Source organism: Nostoc sp., from assembly GCF_036917465.1.
GTDB lineage: Bacteria > Cyanobacteriota > Cyanobacteriia > Cyanobacteriales > Nostocaceae > Nostoc.
The window spans coordinates 1-18,987 of sequence record NZ_JBALDL010000112.1 but is presented as its reverse complement, the minus strand read 5'-3'; the positions used below and the strand labels follow the sequence as shown (position 1 = coordinate 18,987).

Below are 18,987 nucleotides of genomic sequence, written 5' to 3'. Positions count from 1 at the left end.
GTAAGGAGAGGGAAGCCGGAGGCAGGGTGAGGTTTGATATTTAATTTAACCGAGTTACTTCTGATACCGACTTACTTCTGATGTAGGTTTTCAGGTGCTTCACCTAGTTTTATCTGAAAACCACCTCCGTAGTAAGAGAGAAAGAACACTCTAATAATTTAGGTAATATCAATTTTAGCCTAATAATTACTATGCTTCTTCAGATTTGATTTCAGTGGTGTGACATAGCAAATGTTGCGGTAAATATTACCCCGTTTTTCTGCGGGGTTTTTCTTTGAGTTACTAATGTCTATGAAGAGTTAGCTGACGCAAAAATCTACTAAGCTTGTAATGCTTTAAACCACTTATTCAAAACTGTGCTGATAGTTTTCTTAATCTGATGATTACGGCTCCACTTCTGAAATGCCATTTCATACTCTTCGCCTTTGACTTTAAAGGTATTCCAGGCATCTAGCCCTACAGGTAATCCGCAGAATAGTAAAATGTAGAGCGACCAAGAAATTCCGCCACCAGCGATTAAATCTATCAGTACCAAAAAGCCATTAAAAATCGTATAATTACTTAGATGTTTTTGAAATCTCCTAATCCGGTAAGCGTCAAAAGCTTTTCGTTGTTGAACTTGGCCTTGTTGTACTACCCAATCGCGCTCCGCTAATTTTAAAGTATCAGGTGAAATTTCTAACTCAGCAGCAATTTCTAATATCTGCTCATAAGAAAATTCTGTATCTTTGTCATCAGCTTGACGAGCGATCGCTAAGTGTAAAATTTGTTGGACATCTTCTTGGCTATAAGAGCGGATGCTTTGAGGTTCAAACGCCGTCATAATTCTTTCTCTTAATATTAGTTTTAATAGAAATTTGCTGCCAGATAGATTTTAAGCAGCTACGCCAGTACTATTTCCATTATCTCTAGATTAACAAATCTGGATGTTGTCGTGCGTCTAATGTATTGGTTTTTTAACTTTAAATTATGACATTTATATTTTAAGGCATTAGTAGAGAGAAGCAGTGGGGTAGAGGAGAATAATTATCAATGCCCCATGCCCAATGCCCCTCAATGTAAAGACTCTCCAAGTATCCGAATATTATCAAATGCAGCAGAGCATAATATCGAAAGAAGAAGCATTAACAAGGATGTAACTCAATGGTTGAAGAAAATGGTTCGATTCGTACCCTATCGGTTGATATTGGTGGTAGTGGCGTTAAGGCTATGGTTTTAGATATTACGGGGACTCCTGTAACAGAAAGGGCGCGTTTAGATACACCTCAACCTGCTACACCGGAGGTTGTAATTAATGCAATTGTTGTGTTAGCTGCATCTCTTGGTGAATTTCATCGCGTTTCAGTCGGTTTTCCTGGTGTGGTGCGCTGTGGAGTCACAGAAACGGCGGCAAACTTACATCCAGATTGGATTGGATTTGATTTTGAAACAGCATTATTAAAACACTTAAACAAGCCTGTACGGGTAATTAATGATGCAGACATGCAGGGGTTTGGTGCGATCGCCGGAAAAGGTGTAGAACTAGTGATTACTCTGGGTACAGGGTTTGGTTCCGCTTTATTTGTGGATGGGAAGCTAGTACCGAATATGGAAATGGGGCATCATCCGTTTCGCAAAGGAGAGACTTTTGAGCAGCAGTTGGGGCGTGCAGAGTTAGAAAAAATTGGTGAGAAAAGATGGAACAGGCGTTTAGAAAAGGCGATCGCATCTTTGCAACATCTCTTCAATTATGATTACCTTTACATTGGTGGTGGTGAAGCTGTGAAAGTGAATTTACAGCTACCGTTAAATGTGAAACTCATCCCCAATATCACTGGTTTATTAGGCGGTATTGCTTTATGGCGAGATGAAAAAAGGTAAAAAGTTTTTCACTATCCACAACTAAGCTTACTCAGCGATGTTTAAGGGTGGGCTACAACTACGTGCATTTTATTAAGGTTAAGGTGCATCATTTATTAACATTTTTAAATGTTATGAAAATTAACACAGGTCAAGCAAGATAATTGTATACACATTATTTACATTGCCACGATGTAATTTTGTTATCCAGTAGTCTTAACTCTAGTTCAAATTCAAGACCGTGCAACAATGTTGTGCGGTTTCATTTTCTTGAGTTCAAAGTATGCGTTTTCCGAAAATACGATGGAAGAGTCATATCAATTTAATGGCAAATTTGTTTGATAGCATTCCCAGATGATCGTATAGTGTGTTATTGTCTAAACCGTTGAATTAGATACTATATCTTACAACTTGATAGCTTGATTAAAGATAAAAAAAGCACAAAGCTAATGATATTAGTCTGATTAGATGGAATTGGAGGTGAGAAGATATATATAAATATGATAATATAGCAGTCCTAAATCACTCGTGAAAAGTTAGATCCCCGACTTCTTTGAGAAGTCGGGGATCTGGACACTGCGAAGTCAGTATGCATTCTCCCAGACAGCAACAATGTTGTTGGTTAAAAGGAATATTGGTTGAAGTAAAATGAACTACAATGACTGAAATTGGCCTGATGATGACGGGCGTATTAACAATAAGACAAGCATTTGGGGCCAATGTGCCACAACAGCAAATAGTTCAGAGAGAAAATGACGTAAAGCAGTTAAAAGAGAGCGAGTTAGAGATAACTGCTCAAGTCACACCACCTGAATTTATGCAGACAGATGGGATTTCTCAGGCTTCTTCCTCAGCGATCGCACTAGAGAAAGAACAGATACTTCAGAAAATCGGCAAAAATAATCAGTTCCTAGCTTCTTATAAATTAGGTAAGTTTAAGAAGGATTCCCAGCCTATAGGTAAAGTCCGTACAAAGGCTACAGGAAGCTTCCAGAAGTTTAGTAGTGAACCTATGCCGACTCTTTATTTCGGTAGCTCTGGTGCTGCTGTTAGAGTCTTACAACGGCTGTTAGTGTCTAACGGTTATGCCGTGAGAGTGGATGGGATTTATGGCGCACTGACAGAGACTGCTGTTAAAGCCTTTCAAAACCAGCAAAATTTAGGAACGGATGGAGTAGTTGGCCAACGAACTTGGCGGGCTTTAACAATATAGTCATTTGTCCTTAGATAATGACAAATGACAAAAGACAAATTACCGATACTTATGCTGCTCTAATAGGTGTTGCGCTCTTGGCTTGTAAATTAAATAGAACAAAGCCTCAAGATAACGCAACAAATCTTCCCGATTCTCCTTCGAGGTAAAGTTCCAGAATCCATAAATCCGTGCTAATGATAACAGCTTGCTAGTGTGAATTTTCCAAGTATAAGTACTATAAACTCGATCAATTCCTCGCTGCGAAATTTCATTCCAGTAGTTTGGATTTTGTTCGCATTTAGTAATAAAATGCACAATTTTTGTGGCAGTCTCTTCTAAATTTGTTGGGTTAATGTAAAAACCATTAACTTTATCTTGAATAATCTCTAGTGGGCCACCAAACTGTGTGGCAAAAGTTGGTAATCCTGAAACCATTGCCTCTAAAATTGTCAACCCAAAAGCTTCAAATAAAGCTGGTTGGACAAAAATTCCCTGATGATCGGCAATGACTCGGTAAATTTCGCCAGAATCAGTTTTAGTCAGACGCACGCCTAGCCAACGAATCTTCCCGTGGAGATTGTACTTGTCAATTATTTGGTAGAGTTTGATAATTTCGTCACGTTCTTCGTTGTCGCCTGATTCTTCGACGCGCAACTTACCCGCCACCAAAATTAAGTTGTAATGTTCCTGTAATTCTTTACTTTGACCATAACATTCTGCTAAACCTGTGAGGTTTTTGATATGGTCAAGACGCGCCATTGAGAAGAGAGGACGCTTGTTAGGATCGTCGAGTTTGCCAAATGTTTGCGCGGGATCTTCCAGAGTAAAGAGTACTTCTGCAAGGCGTTGGCGATCGCTCTCTACTCTATCTTTAGTCCGGGTGTAGGGGAAGTAATTATTTTCGTTGACTCCCGGCGGTACAACATTAAATTTGGGACTAAATAATTCAATGCCATTGGTGACATGATACAACTCAGGCATGGTGAAGCACTTGTAAGATTCATACTGTCCCACACTATCTGGTGTACCAACAATTTCTTGGTAGGTGCTGCTGATCACAAAATTAGCCGCATTCATTGCAATCAAATCAGCTGTGAATTGCAGAGAAAAATGATATTTATCCTCCAATTCTTGCCAGTAGAGGTTACTGAACAAGTATTTAGATTTTTCCAAAGCATGAGCAACATTGCATTGGGTAACTTTCAGCCGTCTCGCCAGCAAGAATGCCACTAAATTCCCATCAGTGTAGTTGCCAACTATTAAGTCAGGTGTGCCGTGAAATTCTGCCCTTAGTTCTCTTTCTGAGTCAATAGCGAAAGTTTCTAGATAAGGCCAAAACTCAAAGCGAGAAATCCAGTTTTGAGTCATGTTGGGATTAAATTCCCGTAAAGGGACTCGCAAAATCCAAGCGTTTTCAGTACCGTGGACTTTTTCCAACCGTTGATTACAGAGAGTGCCATCACTATTGGGAATCAAGCGAGTGAGAATAATTACCTTTGGTTCAACATTCAATCCTTCTAAACCAGCTAGCAAAACATCTTCTTGTAGCTGCTTCTCTAGACTCTTGGCCTGGTCAAGAACATAAACTACCTGACCACCAGTATCGGGGCGACCCAATACTCCTTCTTGCCCAAACCAGCCGTGAGCCGACACCAAGACGATTTTAAAAATCATCGGGACACGAGAAATAAAGGCTTCTAGGGTCTGGGGATCGGCGGAATCAATCAATTCATCAAGAATATTTAGGGTTTCTCGCACCCGTGCTGCGGTGTTACCCCAACCTGGCTCAAAACCCATTGACTGCAATTGAAACCGGAATTGTTCGTAGGGTTCATCATCGGGGCGATTATTGACAAAACCGATCGCTTTTTTAACTTGCTCAGAAAGTTGCTGCTGTGATTGAATGCGATCGTTAAGCAGCAGTTGGACACCATTGTAGTGGTGCAGGCGCAAGAAATTTAATAGGCTATCCAGCAATTGTTTGGAGTCTTGAAATATTTTGCTGGATAGATAGCGGTTGAGAAATTCTACCCCCTTACCAATATTTTTGGGGTCGCGGATGGCTGGGATGTAGTCATAGAATGGGCCGAAGTCCAATTCTAACAGTCCGCCATCGTTGGGATGAAATTTGTTCACCAAGCGATCGCGCAAATCCAACAAATCCTGTACCGTCATCGGCTCAATGCTCAAGTCTGATGTCAACCAATAAACCTCTTGGCTGGCAATTTTAGGACGGATGATGAAACAGAAGTTGGAGTCTTCCTGAATAATTTCTTGGGTATAGTAAATCAGTTTGCCTAACTCAGAGTTAGTGTAAAAATCCTCTGGTTTCTGGGATTTTGAGCAATACTCACTATATACATTGAGTATGTCGTTCCGCAGCAAGTACTTCTTGTCTTGTTGGCGTAATTCACTAATAAAGGAACGCAAATCACTTCTTTCTTCACTATCTAAGACTGCTTTAAACAATTCAGACATAGCAACTCCACTAGATGACGATGTTTGCATTGTTGACTTTCAAGGCGAGACAAATAAGCCTCAACCTTTTTTAAACCAGATACAAACACGAAATAACACAGATAAATCATATTTATCTGTGTACCTAAAAGTATCAACTTTTCAGCAGACACTTGAACCGTGTTTTTCTTTACCTAAAGTATCTATGACTCAGTATTTTTGACTCTAACTAAAGGAATACAATTTTTATTTCTTTTGATAGACGTTAGGGAATAACTGCATTATTAAATTTGGGACACAATGTATCACGCCCTCAATTGCTTAATCTACTTCTTAGCAGATCATTTATTTGGATGCACCTGATTATTAACAGATCAATAATGTCAGCTTTTAGCTCTCAAGCCCTGTAATGTTTATAAAATAAAACTTTGGTTAAGTATTTCAGAATGTTAAAATTTATTTTTATCGTGGGTATATTGAATATTTCTGGTAAAGCTAACCTTCTAGAGTTAGTCATACACACTTGTCAAGTTTCTAACCAGTTCTCTAATTTTAAGTTGATAATATTTTCAAAATCTTTGATATTATTAGTAACAAGAATATCATTACGAGAACGAGCCACACCAGCAATCAAGGCATCAAATTCTCCAGTTGGTTTCCCAATTTTTCGGAGTTCGCTTTGAATCTTGCCAAATTCAATAGCTGCATCTAAATCGAATTATTCTACTGGTAGGAGTCCTGTGAATTGTTCTAATATCTCTAGATTCTTGGCTACCTGTCGAGAACAATAAACACCTTTGTATAGTTCCGAAACTACAATGATGGACAGATAGCATTGGCTGAAAAAGCGATTGAATTTAGTAACAGCTTGAGGATTTTCCTTCAGCAGTGCAATACAAATACTGGTATCTATTAGATACATTAATATTTTTCCTAATTATCAAGTAAGTCTATATTTCTGCCTTGATAAGTATGACGTTCTAGGTCAATTTCTGTAAGTATTTCTGTTAATTCAGGCTGGCTTTTCCAAGCCCAAAATAATTTATTGAGTCTAGCTAATCTTTCTGACTCTGTTAATACTGGTTGTGATTCTATAATTTTATTCGCAATAAATTCCACGTCTATGATGATTTCTGTTCCATCTGGAATATTATTAAGTTCTTCTAAAAGTTCAATGTTTTGACCACGTTTTATGCCTCTAACTTTCATGTTTAATTATCTCGTGAATTATTAGTTTATGGTTAATAGTTGAGGGAGAAAAGTCATTAATAGGACTTACGCACTGTACAAATTAGTCATAGTATGCCTTCACCGAAATAGATTGTTTCAGGCTTTGATAATTATATTTTTACCGATAACTTAACCGTGGAGTAGGGGTTTAGCAATGCTAAACCCCTACGAGAAATATGGTTTTTCCGGGATATATATTTATTGTTTTCTGTCAATGCGTAAGTCCTAATTAAGTAGATGGGTGTGAATAAATATAATATGTTCCGCCATTACGAGTGTTGCGAAGCAATCGCAAAGTCTCTGGGATTGCTTCGCAACACTTCGCAATGACATTTTATATTTAAAGAGCCTACTACTTAGTTAACGTTAAACTATTTAAAGCGGCTATTGGCATTGCGTAGATTATGTACTTTTGTAAAAAAATTGAACATCGCACACTTAATTTTCATTAACCAAGTAGATTTGCTTATATACATTAAATTCATTATAAGATAATCTGATGAATTATAGTAGATTTGCGACTCTTCCAAATCATTAATTTGTAGAGGGCAGATACTTGCTAAAGTAATGGTTATGAACCTTCAAAACCACACTTATCTTCTATAAGAATTTATGGATAACTATGAAATTATGTAGGGCGAACGACGGGAATCGAACCCGCGAATGGTGGTACCACAAACCACTGCCTTAACCACTTGGCTACGCTCGCCATTCAACAATTTGAATTATAGCAATAATTTGGCCAACGATCAAGAGTTTTTCTTCAAGGAACGGACTCACTTGATTTCGAGTCTCTCAAATCTAACAATTACAATGAATTTTACTTGGCAAACATGAAACCCCTAACCCTCATTGCATATACTGGAGCAGCAGCAGGACTCGCCGCCTTGGGTGTGACAATGGCAAAGACTAATCCCACTCAGGTTGAATATGAAGAATATGCAGTGCAACGGTTAACAAAATACTTAAAAACCGATGTATGCAAAAAAACTACGAATATTATAGAAAATTTAATCCGTTTTAATTGTGATAAGTTGGTTGACTCGGCTAACCCACAAATCCAAGGAATTATTACTAGGACTACAGAAAGACAAAATTACATAATTTTTAGCATTTACCGTACAGATTTAAAAATCAATTCTTGGATGCCTTCTTACAAGTTTGAAACAGTGGGAGCTTTCGATCAATTTTATACTTACACTGCTAAAGAACAATAAAGCAAGTTGCAGTGGGAGAATATAAAATTGATTTAAAATACTTATATTTAGCAATTGATAATAGTTTCAATAATCACTAGAGTACTTATTACCACCAGCTTAATATAGCGCTTCTCGAATTGAAGCAATACAGTTTGAACTCACTTCCATTCCTCTCTGCTAAAAGGAGAGAGGCTTTGAATCTTACTCCCCAACGCGTAGTAGGGAAGGGGCTGGGGGTTAGGTCTGTATTCCATGCAATTGAGAACCGCTATATTAAGTAAAATATGAGCATTAGTAACTAAAAGTTCAAACTTTGCCAATGTCATCTGCCTATCTGCTAGTCTCTCACGGAAGTCGCGATCGCCGCCCAGAAGTTGCTATGCAGCAACTAGCAAAGCTGGTATGTCACAAATACGACAATGGATTAAATAGCGAACATCTGGTTGGCATAGCTGCTTTAGAAATGAGTCCTCAGCCTTTACATGAGCAGATTCAACAATTTGCCAAGAGTGCTTTTGGCAATCGGCAACTCTCTCAAAACCAGAATCGCCTCAAAATTGTACCGCTATTTCTGCTGCCGGGAGTCCATGTCATGACAGATATTCCCGCCGAAGTAGCGCTAGCACAGCAGGCTATCGATGAAGATATTATGATTGAGTTGCAACCATATTTAGGCTCTCACCCCAATTTAGAAAAATTACTGACCAAGCAAATAGCTACTATAAAAGCTGAGGCATGGATTCTCTTAGCTCATGGTAGCCGTCGCCCAGGTTCCAAAGAAACTGTAGAAGCAATGGCGGCGAGTTTCTCAGCAGTGGCTGCTTATTGGGCTGCTCCTCCTAGTTTAGAATCACGGGTGAAAGAGTTGGTAGCTGCTGGTTATAAAGAAATCGCAATTTTGCCATACTTTTTATTTGCAGGTGGCATAACCGATGCGATCGCAGCCTCCATAGAGGAGCTAAAATTACAATTTTCTGCGGTGAATTTCCAATTGGCAGAACCACTGGGAGCAAGTGCAGAATTAGCCGAGCTAATTTGGGATTTAACGGATAGATGAACTGCACAGAACAAGAGGAGAGCAAGTATTTGGGAAAGGTTTATTTAGTAGGTGCGGGGCCAGGAGATCCGGGACTAATAACCCTGAAGGCGAAAGGTTTATTGGAATGTGCAGATGTCGTTATCTATGATGCCTTAGTGAGTCCAGCTATTCTGGCAATGATTAATCCGCAAGCCGAACAAATTAATGCTGGTAAGCGTGCAGGGAGACATTCGTTATTGCAGGAAGAAACTACTCAATTGCTGATTGATAAAGCGCAGGATCATGCAATTGTAGTGCGGTTAAAGGGTGGCGATCCTTTTATTTTTGGTCGCGGTGGCGAAGAGATGGAGGAATTAGTCAACGCTGGCATATCAACGGAAGTTGTGCCTGGTATCACATCGGGGATTGCGGCGGCGGCTTATGCAGGTATTCCTTTGACTCATCGGCTCTATAGTTCTTCAGTCACATTTGTAACTGGTCACGAAGCCGCAGGTAAGTATAGACCAAAAGTGAATTGGAATGCGATCGCGCACGGTTCCGAAACTATTGTAATTTATATGGGAATTCACAATCTGCCTTATATTGTGGAACAGTTAAGTGCAGCTGGGTTGGAGGTAGAAACACCCATTGCTTTAGTGCGCTGGGGTACGCGCCCAGAACAAGAAGAATTGATTGGTACTTTAGAGACAATTGTAGAACAGGTAGAGCAAACTGGTTTTGGTGCGCCTGCGATCGCAGTTATTGGAAAAGTAGTCAATATACACAGTATTTTGTCTGCTAGTCGTCCAGTTTAATGGCTGGCGCAAAGGTGAAATCTACTATCCTTAAGTTTCTCGAATCCAAAATGCCAAACCTCCTGCACGTCCACGAGCGGCGATGAAATCTTCTGTTACTAAAAAGAAAGCAAAGAAGGGTAGTTGAGCTATGGACTGGTTGTAGAAATCTTCTGTTTGAACTTTACCAGAACGAATTGGTCTGTTGTAAAGAACATGACCAAACAGACTGATAATCATCTGGTTAAAGTCAAACGCCAATAAATTTTTCTTACTTATATATTGCACTGGCCCCGTAAGCTTCAACGAAACTGGGCCCAATTTAACCTGATTACAAATTTCGCCCCTATCTGAATCCTCTTCTAAATTGGCATTAAAGGAAACATGGATTTTTATAAATTTGGGTACATAAAAACCCTTACCTAATACAACTCCTCCCTGTTCTCTGACTTTCTTAGTACCAGTAGCAACGCAAAGTTGCCATTTACCAAGAAGAGACTCAAAGGGATAAGTTAAGTGTTGCTGCTTGGCAGATTTTTCTGCTTGTAGTAATGAATTTACTAATATTTCAGTACTAGGGCGGGTATCTCTTTGTCGTCGATATGCAGCCGTAGCTTCTGATAGCACGGTAACAAAGTCAAATGTAGTTATAGTAGGTGTCAAATTAGCTGTCATAATTTAACTATTTCTTTGCTTTTCAGATAGATTGTAACGTTATGTGGAGTAGAGAGGGGAGAATCTGAAAGATGTATTTTTATAATCGCTTGTCAAAGTTTTTTAGTATTGAGGATCTTCCATAAGATAGATTCGCTATGCGTAGCTGGCTTTGGAGTAGGGCTACTCAGGGCTGTACTACCGCTACTTAAACTACTAAAGCTCTTGTTAATGACCAAATTCTGTGACAATGTTAACAATCTGACAATTCATGCAATGTGGAAAAATTAACACGAAACTCAACCCCTACCAAGTTTTATAGGGAATGGGGAAAATTCAAAGTCTCTCAAGAGGAGGAGAGAGGAATGAAAGTGAGGTTTTCCAAATCTTGTGAAAAGTCAGAGTTAACAATAAGCCGGAATCTGAATCTAAGGTACTCATGAGCCAGAGTTCTCAAAACACCCCTTTGCCACGCAAACCTGTTCAATCATATTTCCATTGGTTATACGCTTTCTGGAAATTTTCTCGCCCTCACACGATTATTGGTACAAGTCTGAGTGTGTTGAGTTTGTATTTAATTGCCATTGCTATTAGTAATAATACTGATTCTTTATTTCCGAACTCCCTACCTCCTATCTTCGGTGCATGGATTGCTTGTATATGTGGCAATATTTACATCGTAGGGCTGAACCAATTAGAAGATGTTGATATTGACAAGATTAATAAACCTCATTTGCCTTTGGCATCAGGTGAGTTTTCTCAACAGACGGGGCAATTAATTGTTGCGTCTACTGGGATTTTGGCTCTAGTTGTGGCGTGGCTAACGGGGCCATTTTTATTTGGGATGGTAGCAATTAGTTTGGCCATTGGTACTGCTTATTCTTTACCGCCAATTCGTTTAAAACAGTTTCCATTTTGGGCGGCGCTGTGTATTTTTTCGGTACGCGGCACAATTGTTAATTTAGGATTGTATCTGCATTACAGTTGGGCGCTGAAACAAAGCCAAACAATTCCGCCTGTGGTGTGGGTGCTGACGTTATTTATTTTGGTGTTTACCTTTGCGATCGCAATTTTTAAAGATATCCCCGATATAGAAGGCGATCGCCTCTACAATATTACTACTTTCACCATCAAACTCGGCTCCCAAGCTGTGTTTAATCTGGCTCTTTGGGTGATAACTGTGTGCTATCTGGGAATAATTCTGGTAGGAGTGCTACACATCGCCTCAGTTAACCCCATCTTTCTGATAACTGCTCATTTAGGGCTGTTGGTTTGGATGTGGTTGCGGAGTTTGACGGTAGACTTACAAGATAAAAGTGCGATCGCTCAATTCTACCAATTTATCTGGAAACTATTTTTTATCGAATATCTGATTTTTCCTATCGCCTGCCTTTTGGCTTAGACAATGCTAGAAACCTTTCCTACCAGTTCTATTATCCCTGCTCTTGTAGTTGTTTTGAGTTTGTCAATCCTGGGCTATTTCGCTTGGAAAACTTTGATTACTTCAGACTTGTTTCAAAAAGGAATCAATCTTGCTCAAGCCAAAGATTACCAAGGTGCAGAAGCAGCGTTTCGCAAAGTGATTTCCCTCAACTCTACTAATGATGTAGTGCGCTTGTTTTTGGGAGATGTTTTAAACCAGCAAGGGCAAGTAGAGGAAGCAACAGAATTCTTCAGAGAAGTGATTCGCCGCAGCCCAAAAAATCCCGATGCTTACTTGCGTCTGGCGAATATTCTTATGCAGCAAGAGCGAGAAGAAGAAGCTAAAACTAATCTGCTACAAGCTAAAGATTTATTGCAAAAACAACGCCAACCGGAAAAAGCTAAAAAAATCACTCACCTATTAGATAAAATGAGTATTAAGTCAAGTCAATCTTAGGTTGACTGAGAATTGCAGAAATTAAATTTTCCTGTTGCGTCTCCTAATTTTTTTACCATTCCCATCATTAATTATGGTGAGAATGGTTTTCTTTTGGAATTATCAGTGTTTGCTGTAATTATGTCCGCAATTTTCGTCAGTTTGGCTACTGCCTTTGTAGCCCTTAGAGGATGTTTGAAAAGTCGCAAAGTATACTAAAGTCCCCACTTCCATTTCCCGGATTTCTCACAAACTCGGCCCAGTTGTATTTTATTCCAATGATAGAATTTGGTACACTCGCGTTAACCCCAATGTTGCAGAAACTATCGTCAACCAACATCTAATCAAAGGTAACAAACTTACTGAAAACTTATACCCACCCGAAACCCCTTAACTTACCCAAATCTCACACTACAATCTCCCTCTATCTCTCTGCGTCTCTGCGCCACCCTGCGGGAAGCCGCAAAGCGTCTACTGCGTGAGATAAAAAATATTTATCTAAACACCATGAAATTGGTAAAACTCCCTCATCAAAAACCAATTATTTTCGTCTGTCAATTATTCCTCATCGCCACTCTCATCATCGCCTGTCATAACACCACAATTAACACATCTACTAACACCTGCATTCAAAACTATAATCCCAATCAAGATTACTTTCCTAATAAAATCAAAATTACCCACGCCACAGGCTTGGCAGTAGAATATCATAAACACTACAAAGTAATCACTATCAATAACCCTTGGCAGAATTCCAGAACCAAGTTTCAATATGTTTTAGTCCAATGTGGAACTCCCACACCAAAAGGATTTAATCAAGCGCAAGTAATTACAGTTCCCATTAACTCCATAGTTTCTCTATCAACTACACATTTACCCCACCTAGCCAAATTACATGTAGTTGATAAACTAATTGGGATTAGTAATATGAAACAAGTCAATACTCCTGATGTAGTTGAGGAAATCAAAGCCGGAAAAATTGCACAAGTCGGAAATAATTCCAATGTAGATATAGAAAAATTATTAGAATTAAATCCCGACTTAGTAACAACCTTTGGTACAGGAAATTCCCAAACTGATAGCTATGCCAAACTCACAGAGGCGGGTTTGAAAGTGGGGATAAATGCGGAATATATGGAATATACACCATTGGGAAGAAGTGAATGGCTGAAATTTACGGCTTTGTTTTTTAATAAAGAAGAAAAAGCCGAAAAAATCTTTAATCAAATTGCCAATAAATATGAACAAATAGCTCAAAAAGCCAAATCTGTAAAAAATCGCCCGACTGTATTTGTTGGATTTAACTTTAAAGGAACTTGGTATATGCCTGGGGGCAAAAGTTACGTAGCTAAATATCTGGCTGATGCAGGAGCAAACTACCTCTGGAGTGATGATAAATCATCTGGTAGTCTACCTCTATCTTTTGAAGTTGTTTTAGAACGTGCGGCTAATGCTGATTACTGGTTAAATTTTCGTCAATCTTGGCAGAGTTTAATAGATTTAGTTGCAGAAGATAATCGTTATGCTGATTTTAAGGCTGTGAAACAGGGAAATCTTTATAATAATAATGCCCGTGTTAATGAAAGCGGCGGTAATGATTACTGGGAAGATGGTATTAGTAACCCAGATGTCATTTTATCTGATTTGATTAAGATACTACATCCAGATATATTACCTAATCATAAACTATTTTATTACCGAAAGCTTATTTAATAATGTTAAGTGAAAAATCTAAATTTAAAATTCCTCTACTAACCCAAAAAGCTCTGGCTCTGAAAATTATTATTTTCTCAAGTTTGCTAATAGGTTTAATATTTGCTTTTTTACTTGACTTAGCTTTAGGTTCAGTTGATATTCCTATTAATGAAGTAGTCAAAATTTTGCTCGGACAAGAAATAGAAAAAGCGACATGGGCTAATATTGTTCTCAAATTTCGTTTACCTAAAGCTTTAACTGCAACTTTAGCGGGTGCAGCTTTAGGTGTAAGTGGCTTGCAAATGCAAACTTTATTTAAAAATCCCTTAGCAGGGCCTTTTGTATTAGGAATTAGTTCTGGTGCAAGTTTAGGTGTAGCGTTAGTTGTGCTAACAGCAAGTGCTACAACACCAACACTATTGACAGATTTGGGGTATTTAGGCGATTTTGGTTTAGTCATAGCCGCAAGTCTCGGCGCAGCATCAGTTTTAGGAATAATGCTAGTTGTTTCTCGTCGAGTGCAAGACACAATGACGCTACTGATTTTAGGTTTATTGTTTGGCTACGCTACCAGTGCAATTGTCAGTATTTTGTTGCAATTTAGTTCAAAAGAACGTATTCAAAGTTATATCATGTGGACTTTTGGTAGTTTTGCTGGGGTGACTTGGAGACAGTTAGTTGTTTTAACTCCAGTGATACTTTTGAGTTTATTGGGAGCAGTGCTGCAATCAAAATCTTTGAATGCACTTTTACTTGGTGAATCTTATGCACGTAGTCTAGGTTTAACGGTGCAAAAAACCAGATTTTCTATTATTAGCAGTGCATCTATATTAGCAGGCGCAATTACTGCTTTTTGTGGCCCCATAGCATTTTTAGGTGTGGCGATTCCCCACCTGTGTCGCAGTCTTTTCAATACTTCCGACCATCGGATATTAATTCCTAGTGTAACAATGATGGGTGCAATATTAGCGTTAATTGCAGATTTATTTTCCCAACTTTGGGTAAGTCAGATGGTTTTACCTTTAAATGCTGTCACCGCTTTAATTGGAACTCCTGTTGTCACTTGGGTAATTCTGCGGCGTAATTCCCCAAAATCTTTTCCATCGTAAACGAAATCAGCTTTTTTAAACGCAGAGGAACGCGGAGGTAAGCACATAGGCGCTTCGCCTTCCCGCAGGGTAGGTACGCAGAGTATTTCTAAAGTTAATTCACTAATGAGTAATTCAATTTTAACAACTCACAACCTGACTATTGGTTATAAGACATCCCGAAAAACTGTTCGGTGTGTTGCATCAGATATTTCTGTATCTCTCTTAGCTGGGGAACTTGTGTGTTTACTTGGCCCCAATGGTGCAGGTAAATCTACATTACTGCGATCGCTAGCCGGAATGCAACCCCCAATATCAGGTGAAGTGCAACTCTTGGGCGAAAATATTTACAAGTTAGCACCACAAGAATTAGCCAAACGTTTGAGTTTGGTACTCACCGAGAAAGTTGATGTAGGAATGCTATCAGCCTACACTTTGGTGAGTCTGGGGCGATATCCTTACACTGACTGGTGGGGAAATTTGACACCCCAAGATGAAGCAATAGTAGATTGGGCAATAAAATCTGTAGGAGCAGTACATTTAGCACCACGTCAAGTTAGCGAATTAAGTGATGGTGAACGCCAAAAAATTATGATTGCGCGTGCTTTGGCTCAGTCGCCTATTGTGATGTTACTTGATGAGCCTACAGCATTTCTGGATTTACCGCGACGGGTGGAAATTATGCAGTTATTGCGTCAGTTAGCGCGGGAAACTAATCAAGCAATTCTCCTTTCTACCCACGATTTAGATTTAGCTTTGCGCCTAGCTGATAAAGTTTGGCTATTATCAACTAATGGTATTTTACACGTTGGCGCGCCGGAAGATTTAGTATTGAGTGGTTCATTTGCTGATACTTTCCGTAGTGAAGGTGTAGAGTTTGATGTTGCTTCTGGGGAATTTCATCTCCACATACCCCACAAAGGAGAAATTAATTTGATAGGTGAGGGGATCGCGTCTGTGTGGACTATTCGTGCTTTCAAACGTGCAGGCTTCCAAGTTAATCAAAAGAAAAATGGCTTATCAGTAGAAGTGATAACACAATCCAAACAAGTTTTGTGGAAAATCACAAACAGCCAGACTATATATACTTATCATTCATTGTACGAACTGATTAAATTTTTGAATTATTTATAAAAGCGTTGTCTTACATATAAGCTCAATGTCTATTCCTCCTGTCTTCATCGGTTGTAACACTAGTGACTTCCAAATCATCATACTTATTGACTTTGTAGATGATGGTCGAAAGTAACCAACTGAATATAAAAATGGCAATGATTAAATAACCAATTGTGCCAAAGTTTTCACCTAGTTTACTAATGAAATCCCAAAACGGACTTTTCAGTTGTAACTGCTCGCCAATAATATTCAAAGCTTCAATTCCCCCAATAACCACAGCAACTAGTACAGAAACAAGGGTAATGGTCATATTGTAGTAGAGCTTGCGGATTGGTTTGACGTAAGCCCAGCCATAAGCACCAAGCATTAAAATACCGTCAGTGGTGTCAATTAAAGACATACCTGCGGTGAACAAAGCTGGAAATAGTAGGATCGACCAGATAGGCAAACCTTTGGCTGCTTGATTTGCAGAAATCCCCAGCAGTGCTACCTCTGTCGCTGTATCGAAGCCTAAACCAAAAAGGAAACCTAAAGGAAACATTTTCCAGCTACTATCTATCAACCGAAACAAAGGACGGAAGATACGACCGAGTAGCCCGCGTTGGTTCAAAAATTCATCTAAGGATTGCTCATCATAGATTCCTCCTCGCTTGACAGTTTGGAAGGTCTTATAAACATCCCATAGCACCACCATATTGATCGCTGCAATTGCTAGTAGGAAAAGTGCAGAAACGGTACTGCTAATTAGCCCCCCAAGCTTTTCAAAATTGGGAAAGTCGTTATGGATGGTTGTAGTGGTTAAAGCGATCGCAACAGAGGCAGCAATTACAACGGTGGAATGACCTAGAGAAAAGAAGAACCCAACAGAAACAGGTCGTTTGTTCTCCTGCATCAATTTACGGGTAACATTGTCAATCGCAGCGATGTGATCGGCATCTACAGCATGACGTAGACCAAAGCTATAAGCTAATACGGCAGTCCCAAGTAGAAGGGGGTAGCGATGGAATGCAATCAGGGCAACTACCCAGACCAAAATATTCACGCTAATCAAGAACGCATAGATGTTGATAACTTTACGTCTAACGTTTCGGGAACTATCGTTGAAAACACGTGAAAATCTGGATAGCATTTATCACTCCTTATAAAGGCATATTTCGACAAGGTAAAAACGAATAAGACTCTGGCTCATCCAGAGTCTTTATTCATCAAGATTACTTACATTGACATCGACGTAAGGTTAAGTAAAACCTATCGAAATGACAGAGGCATTGCAATGTTATGCCAAAAGTATGACTGGTCTTGTCGCTTTTGACGGTATTTGCCTTCTTACAAGTCGAGCCTGAAATGCAAGCACAGAGAAGCTGGGAACGATGTAAGCTGCTATTTGTTTGTAATCTAAGGATGGTTGACTCGCAAAAAGATAACGTAACGGGAAGCGGAGGAAGTTGCGATCGCATAAAGCCACTCCAAAGAAAAGCGATCGCTATAACTCAAGAAGGCGATTAGCAAACGGTTTTTGACAGTCGATACGTTGGGGTTGGTTGTTTATAAAAGCGATCGCTACATCCCCAACTGGATCACCATTTGCATCTAGGGAAAAAACTCGTGGATTCACTTGTACAGCTAAAGTTTTAGTGGTTTGTGTAGCAGAACTCTTTGTTGGGGAAGCAACAGTACCAGCAACTTGATGCGCTGGTGCGCTGGTAATTGTAGCTACCGAAGGTTTACCTTCTGCGATAGCAGTATGGCTTATCAAGACAAACAAGTAAAAAACACAAGAGCTACTAAGCAGTGTGAGTATTGTTTGATTCATGGCAAAAATCTCATAGCAATATGCTTCAATTAACCACGGTTTTATGCCAAGCTATATAGTTTTTACCGTCCTGTTTCACCTATCTGATCTGCATCGTCTGCTACTCCATTGCGAAAGCGTACTTCTAATCCGTGTTCTGAGTCCCAGTCACACTCAGCTATCAACTTAAAGGTAGCAATATCTAGGTCATACTCCACATAGATATATGAGAAAGTGACCTGCTCCCAGACCTGAATGGGATTAGCCAGCAGAGGCATTGACTCATCTCCAATCATGTCACGATATACATCATAATTTTGCAGTACCAGAGGAGCAGTGATGCGTAATACATCGGGTGGCAAGGCTAGAGCTTGCCGAATAGCTTCACGCTGAAGCGATGAAAGTTCCCCAATCTGCCCCTGTTCAAAATCCACACAAATCGGTACACGGCGATCGCCCAAAACAGCACATTGTGCTAAAGTCCAGTTGTTATCTTCCAATCTCATCTGTCCAAACTCAGCATCGTAATAACTTCTTGGGGATTTCATCTTCTTCAGATACTACCTTTATTCTGGGCTTCCCTAGCGACTCCAAAAACTAGTGAAAATTTTACTTTGAAATTAGAGTCTTTATTCCAAACTCTTGGGATTATACCCATATTACATTTTCCCAAAAAGTGACAGAATTTCTTCACGATGAAAATATTAAGTCGAGTTAGCTGATGACAGTACTGGCAACAATCCTCGAACAAACTGTGGGTAAGATTCGCTTTTGTGTAGATGATGTCAAAAGCGCACAGGAGCGATTACCTGTAAAAAGTGCGAAATTTCAGTTAGAAAAGCAATTAGGGAAACAACTGCTGGCATTTAGCCACAATGATACGTTTGAGGTAATTCCAGACCAAGGTATTCATTCGCTGGCGCTTGCTGTTCACACTGCCTTTAGTGAACACCGCCCGTTACAGCATTCACGGCTGTTATGAGGTACAATAACAGCAACTAGCAAACCAGTTTCTTAAATGTTGAGGATTGATTAAATCGAGTGCAACTGAG

At 39.4% G+C, this 18,987-nt stretch carries 18 protein-coding genes, 1 tRNA gene and 2 pseudogenes; 12 read left to right on the top strand and 9 right to left on the bottom strand.

Features of this window, described 5'->3' with window-relative positions; translation table 11 throughout:
- Window positions 1-319: 319 nt before the first annotated feature.
- Window positions 320-823 (bottom strand): 2TM domain-containing protein, encoded by a 504-nt coding sequence (locus tag V7K38_RS29325; protein ID WP_334863302.1) that lies wholly within the window; start codon window positions 821-823, stop codon window positions 320-322.
- A 320-nt stretch (window positions 824-1,143) separates the two neighbouring features.
- Between V7K38_RS29325 and V7K38_RS29320 the strand changes: the two genes are divergently transcribed.
- Entirely contained in the window at window positions 1,144-1,860 is a 717-nt protein-coding gene (locus tag V7K38_RS29320) for an ROK family protein (protein WP_334863300.1), read from the top strand.
- A 637-nt stretch (window positions 1,861-2,497) separates the two neighbouring features.
- Complete coding sequence (locus tag V7K38_RS29315) at window positions 2,498-3,052, top strand: peptidoglycan-binding domain-containing protein (RefSeq protein WP_334863298.1); 555 nt, start codon at window positions 2,498-2,500, stop codon at window positions 3,050-3,052.
- 39 nt (window positions 3,053-3,091) lie between these two features.
- Here V7K38_RS29315 and V7K38_RS29310 read toward each other — a convergent pair whose 3' ends face one another.
- From V7K38_RS29310 to V7K38_RS29295, 4 genes and pseudogenes are all read right to left on the bottom strand, one after another.
- Complete coding sequence (locus V7K38_RS29310; protein WP_334863329.1) at window positions 3,092-5,512, bottom strand: sucrose synthase; 2,421 nt, start codon at window positions 5,510-5,512, stop codon at window positions 3,092-3,094.
- Window positions 5,513-6,017: 505 nt separating this feature from the next.
- A pseudogene (locus tag V7K38_RS29305) lies at window positions 6,018-6,413 on the bottom strand (type II toxin-antitoxin system VapC family toxin).
- Between the two features lie 11 nt (window positions 6,414-6,424).
- Window positions 6,425-6,700 carry a hypothetical protein gene (locus V7K38_RS29300; RefSeq protein WP_334863296.1) on the bottom strand — a complete coding sequence of 92 codons (276 nt, stop codon included), beginning with the start codon at window positions 6,698-6,700 and terminating at the stop codon, window positions 6,425-6,427.
- A gap of 657 nt (window positions 6,701-7,357) precedes the next feature.
- Window positions 7,358-7,430: transfer RNA gene (locus V7K38_RS29295), tRNA-His, on the bottom strand.
- Window positions 7,431-7,554: 124 nt separating this feature from the next.
- Between V7K38_RS29295 and V7K38_RS29290 the strand changes: the two genes are divergently transcribed.
- The 3 genes from V7K38_RS29290 to cobA all read left to right on the top strand — a co-directional run bounded on the left by V7K38_RS29290 (window position 7,555) and on the right by cobA (window position 9,753).
- Window positions 7,555-7,938, top strand: coding sequence for a DUF4359 domain-containing protein (locus tag V7K38_RS29290; RefSeq protein WP_334863293.1), 384 nt, complete (start codon window positions 7,555-7,557; stop codon window positions 7,936-7,938).
- Between the two features lie 301 nt (window positions 7,939-8,239).
- Window positions 8,240-8,977, top strand: a complete 738-nt coding sequence (locus V7K38_RS29285) for a sirohydrochlorin chelatase (RefSeq protein WP_334863292.1) — start codon at window positions 8,240-8,242, stop codon at window positions 8,975-8,977.
- On the top strand, window positions 8,974-9,753 hold the full coding sequence (cobA, locus tag V7K38_RS29280; protein ID WP_334863291.1) for a uroporphyrinogen-III C-methyltransferase: 780 nt from the start codon (window positions 8,974-8,976) through the stop codon (window positions 9,751-9,753). Before V7K38_RS29285 ends, cobA begins: the two co-directional genes overlap by 4 nt.
- 30 nt (window positions 9,754-9,783) lie before the next feature.
- Here cobA and V7K38_RS29275 read toward each other — a convergent pair whose 3' ends face one another.
- Window positions 9,784-10,407 carry a hypothetical protein gene (locus V7K38_RS29275; RefSeq protein ID WP_334863289.1) on the bottom strand — a complete coding sequence of 208 codons (624 nt, stop codon included), beginning with the start codon at window positions 10,405-10,407 and terminating at the stop codon, window positions 9,784-9,786.
- A gap of 418 nt (window positions 10,408-10,825) precedes the next feature.
- On the opposite strand from V7K38_RS29275, the gene V7K38_RS29270 reads away from it, so the two are divergent.
- The 6 genes and pseudogenes from V7K38_RS29270 to V7K38_RS29245 all read left to right on the top strand — a co-directional run bounded on the left by V7K38_RS29270 (window position 10,826) and on the right by V7K38_RS29245 (window position 16,161).
- The gene (locus V7K38_RS29270; protein WP_334863287.1) at window positions 10,826-11,788 is read left to right on the top strand and encodes a homogentisate phytyltransferase; all 963 of its coding nucleotides are present in this window, start codon (window positions 10,826-10,828) and stop codon (window positions 11,786-11,788) included.
- Window positions 11,789-11,791: 3 nt separating this feature from the next.
- Entirely contained in the window at window positions 11,792-12,265 is a 474-nt protein-coding gene (locus tag V7K38_RS29265) for a tetratricopeptide repeat protein (RefSeq protein ID WP_334863285.1), read from the top strand.
- Between the two features lie 229 nt (window positions 12,266-12,494).
- Window positions 12,495-12,638 (top strand): annotated as a pseudogene (locus V7K38_RS29260) ((2Fe-2S) ferredoxin domain-containing protein); the annotation flags it as partial.
- Window positions 12,639-12,751: 113 nt separating this feature from the next.
- Window positions 12,752-13,957, top strand: a complete 1,206-nt coding sequence (locus V7K38_RS29255; protein ID WP_334863283.1) for an ABC transporter substrate-binding protein — start codon at window positions 12,752-12,754, stop codon at window positions 13,955-13,957.
- Between the two features lie 2 nt (window positions 13,958-13,959).
- Window positions 13,960-15,048 (top strand): iron ABC transporter permease, encoded by a 1,089-nt coding sequence (locus V7K38_RS29250; RefSeq protein WP_334863280.1) that lies wholly within the window; start codon window positions 13,960-13,962, stop codon window positions 15,046-15,048.
- 105 nt (window positions 15,049-15,153) lie between these two features.
- Window positions 15,154-16,161, top strand: coding sequence for an ABC transporter ATP-binding protein (locus V7K38_RS29245; RefSeq protein WP_334863278.1), 1,008 nt, complete (start codon window positions 15,154-15,156; stop codon window positions 16,159-16,161).
- A gap of 22 nt (window positions 16,162-16,183) precedes the next feature.
- On the opposite strand, the gene V7K38_RS29240 is transcribed toward V7K38_RS29245, so the two are convergent.
- The 3 genes from V7K38_RS29240 to V7K38_RS29230 form a co-directional block, all read right to left on the bottom strand.
- Window positions 16,184-17,272, bottom strand: a complete 1,089-nt coding sequence (locus tag V7K38_RS29240) for a HoxN/HupN/NixA family nickel/cobalt transporter (protein WP_334863276.1) — start codon at window positions 17,270-17,272, stop codon at window positions 16,184-16,186.
- A gap of 354 nt (window positions 17,273-17,626) precedes the next feature.
- Window positions 17,627-17,956 (bottom strand): hypothetical protein, encoded by a 330-nt coding sequence (locus V7K38_RS29235; protein WP_334863275.1) that lies wholly within the window; start codon window positions 17,954-17,956, stop codon window positions 17,627-17,629.
- A gap of 62 nt (window positions 17,957-18,018) precedes the next feature.
- Complete coding sequence (locus tag V7K38_RS29230) at window positions 18,019-18,483, bottom strand: DUF6985 domain-containing protein (protein ID WP_334863273.1); 465 nt, start codon at window positions 18,481-18,483, stop codon at window positions 18,019-18,021.
- A 173-nt stretch (window positions 18,484-18,656) separates the two neighbouring features.
- On the opposite strand from V7K38_RS29230, the gene V7K38_RS29225 reads away from it, so the two are divergent.
- Window positions 18,657-18,917 carry a hypothetical protein gene (locus tag V7K38_RS29225; protein WP_334863271.1) on the top strand — a complete coding sequence of 87 codons (261 nt, stop codon included), beginning with the start codon at window positions 18,657-18,659 and terminating at the stop codon, window positions 18,915-18,917.
- Window positions 18,918-18,987 lie beyond the last annotated feature (70 nt).

What these genes read in the sequence shown, in the direction of transcription:
- V7K38_RS29285 (WP_334863292.1), top strand. Translation starts at nt 8,240, where the DNA reads ATGTCATCTGCCTATCTGCTAGTCTCTCACGGAAGTCGCGATCGCCGC.
- V7K38_RS29230 (WP_334863273.1), bottom strand. Translation starts at nt 18,483, where the DNA reads ATGAAATCCCCAAGAAGTTATTACGATGCTGAGTTTGGACAGATGAGA.
- V7K38_RS29300 (WP_334863296.1), bottom strand. Translation starts at nt 6,700, where the DNA reads ATGAAAGTTAGAGGCATAAAACGTGGTCAAAACATTGAACTTTTAGAA.
- cobA (WP_334863291.1), top strand. Translation starts at nt 8,974, where the DNA reads ATGAACTGCACAGAACAAGAGGAGAGCAAGTATTTGGGAAAGGTTTAT.
- V7K38_RS29310 (WP_334863329.1), bottom strand. Translation starts at nt 5,512, where the DNA reads ATGTCTGAATTGTTTAAAGCAGTCTTAGATAGTGAAGAAAGAAGTGAT.
- V7K38_RS29255 (WP_334863283.1), top strand. Translation starts at nt 12,752, where the DNA reads ATGAAATTGGTAAAACTCCCTCATCAAAAACCAATTATTTTCGTCTGT.
- V7K38_RS29315 (WP_334863298.1), top strand. Translation starts at nt 2,498, where the DNA reads ATGACTGAAATTGGCCTGATGATGACGGGCGTATTAACAATAAGACAA.
- V7K38_RS29270 (WP_334863287.1), top strand. Translation starts at nt 10,826, where the DNA reads ATGAGCCAGAGTTCTCAAAACACCCCTTTGCCACGCAAACCTGTTCAA.
- V7K38_RS29225 (WP_334863271.1), top strand. Translation starts at nt 18,657, where the DNA reads ATGACAGTACTGGCAACAATCCTCGAACAAACTGTGGGTAAGATTCGC.
- V7K38_RS29320 (WP_334863300.1), top strand. Translation starts at nt 1,144, where the DNA reads ATGGTTGAAGAAAATGGTTCGATTCGTACCCTATCGGTTGATATTGGT.
- V7K38_RS29235 (WP_334863275.1), bottom strand. Translation starts at nt 17,956, where the DNA reads ATGAATCAAACAATACTCACACTGCTTAGTAGCTCTTGTGTTTTTTAC.
- V7K38_RS29290 (WP_334863293.1), top strand. Translation starts at nt 7,555, where the DNA reads ATGAAACCCCTAACCCTCATTGCATATACTGGAGCAGCAGCAGGACTC.
- V7K38_RS29250 (WP_334863280.1), top strand. Translation starts at nt 13,960, where the DNA reads ATGTTAAGTGAAAAATCTAAATTTAAAATTCCTCTACTAACCCAAAAA.
- V7K38_RS29245 (WP_334863278.1), top strand. Translation starts at nt 15,154, where the DNA reads ATGAGTAATTCAATTTTAACAACTCACAACCTGACTATTGGTTATAAG.
- V7K38_RS29240 (WP_334863276.1), bottom strand. Translation starts at nt 17,272, where the DNA reads ATGCTATCCAGATTTTCACGTGTTTTCAACGATAGTTCCCGAAACGTT.
- V7K38_RS29325 (WP_334863302.1), bottom strand. Translation starts at nt 823, where the DNA reads ATGACGGCGTTTGAACCTCAAAGCATCCGCTCTTATAGCCAAGAAGAT.
- V7K38_RS29275 (WP_334863289.1), bottom strand. Translation starts at nt 10,407, where the DNA reads ATGACAGCTAATTTGACACCTACTATAACTACATTTGACTTTGTTACC.
- V7K38_RS29265 (WP_334863285.1), top strand. Translation starts at nt 11,792, where the DNA reads ATGCTAGAAACCTTTCCTACCAGTTCTATTATCCCTGCTCTTGTAGTT.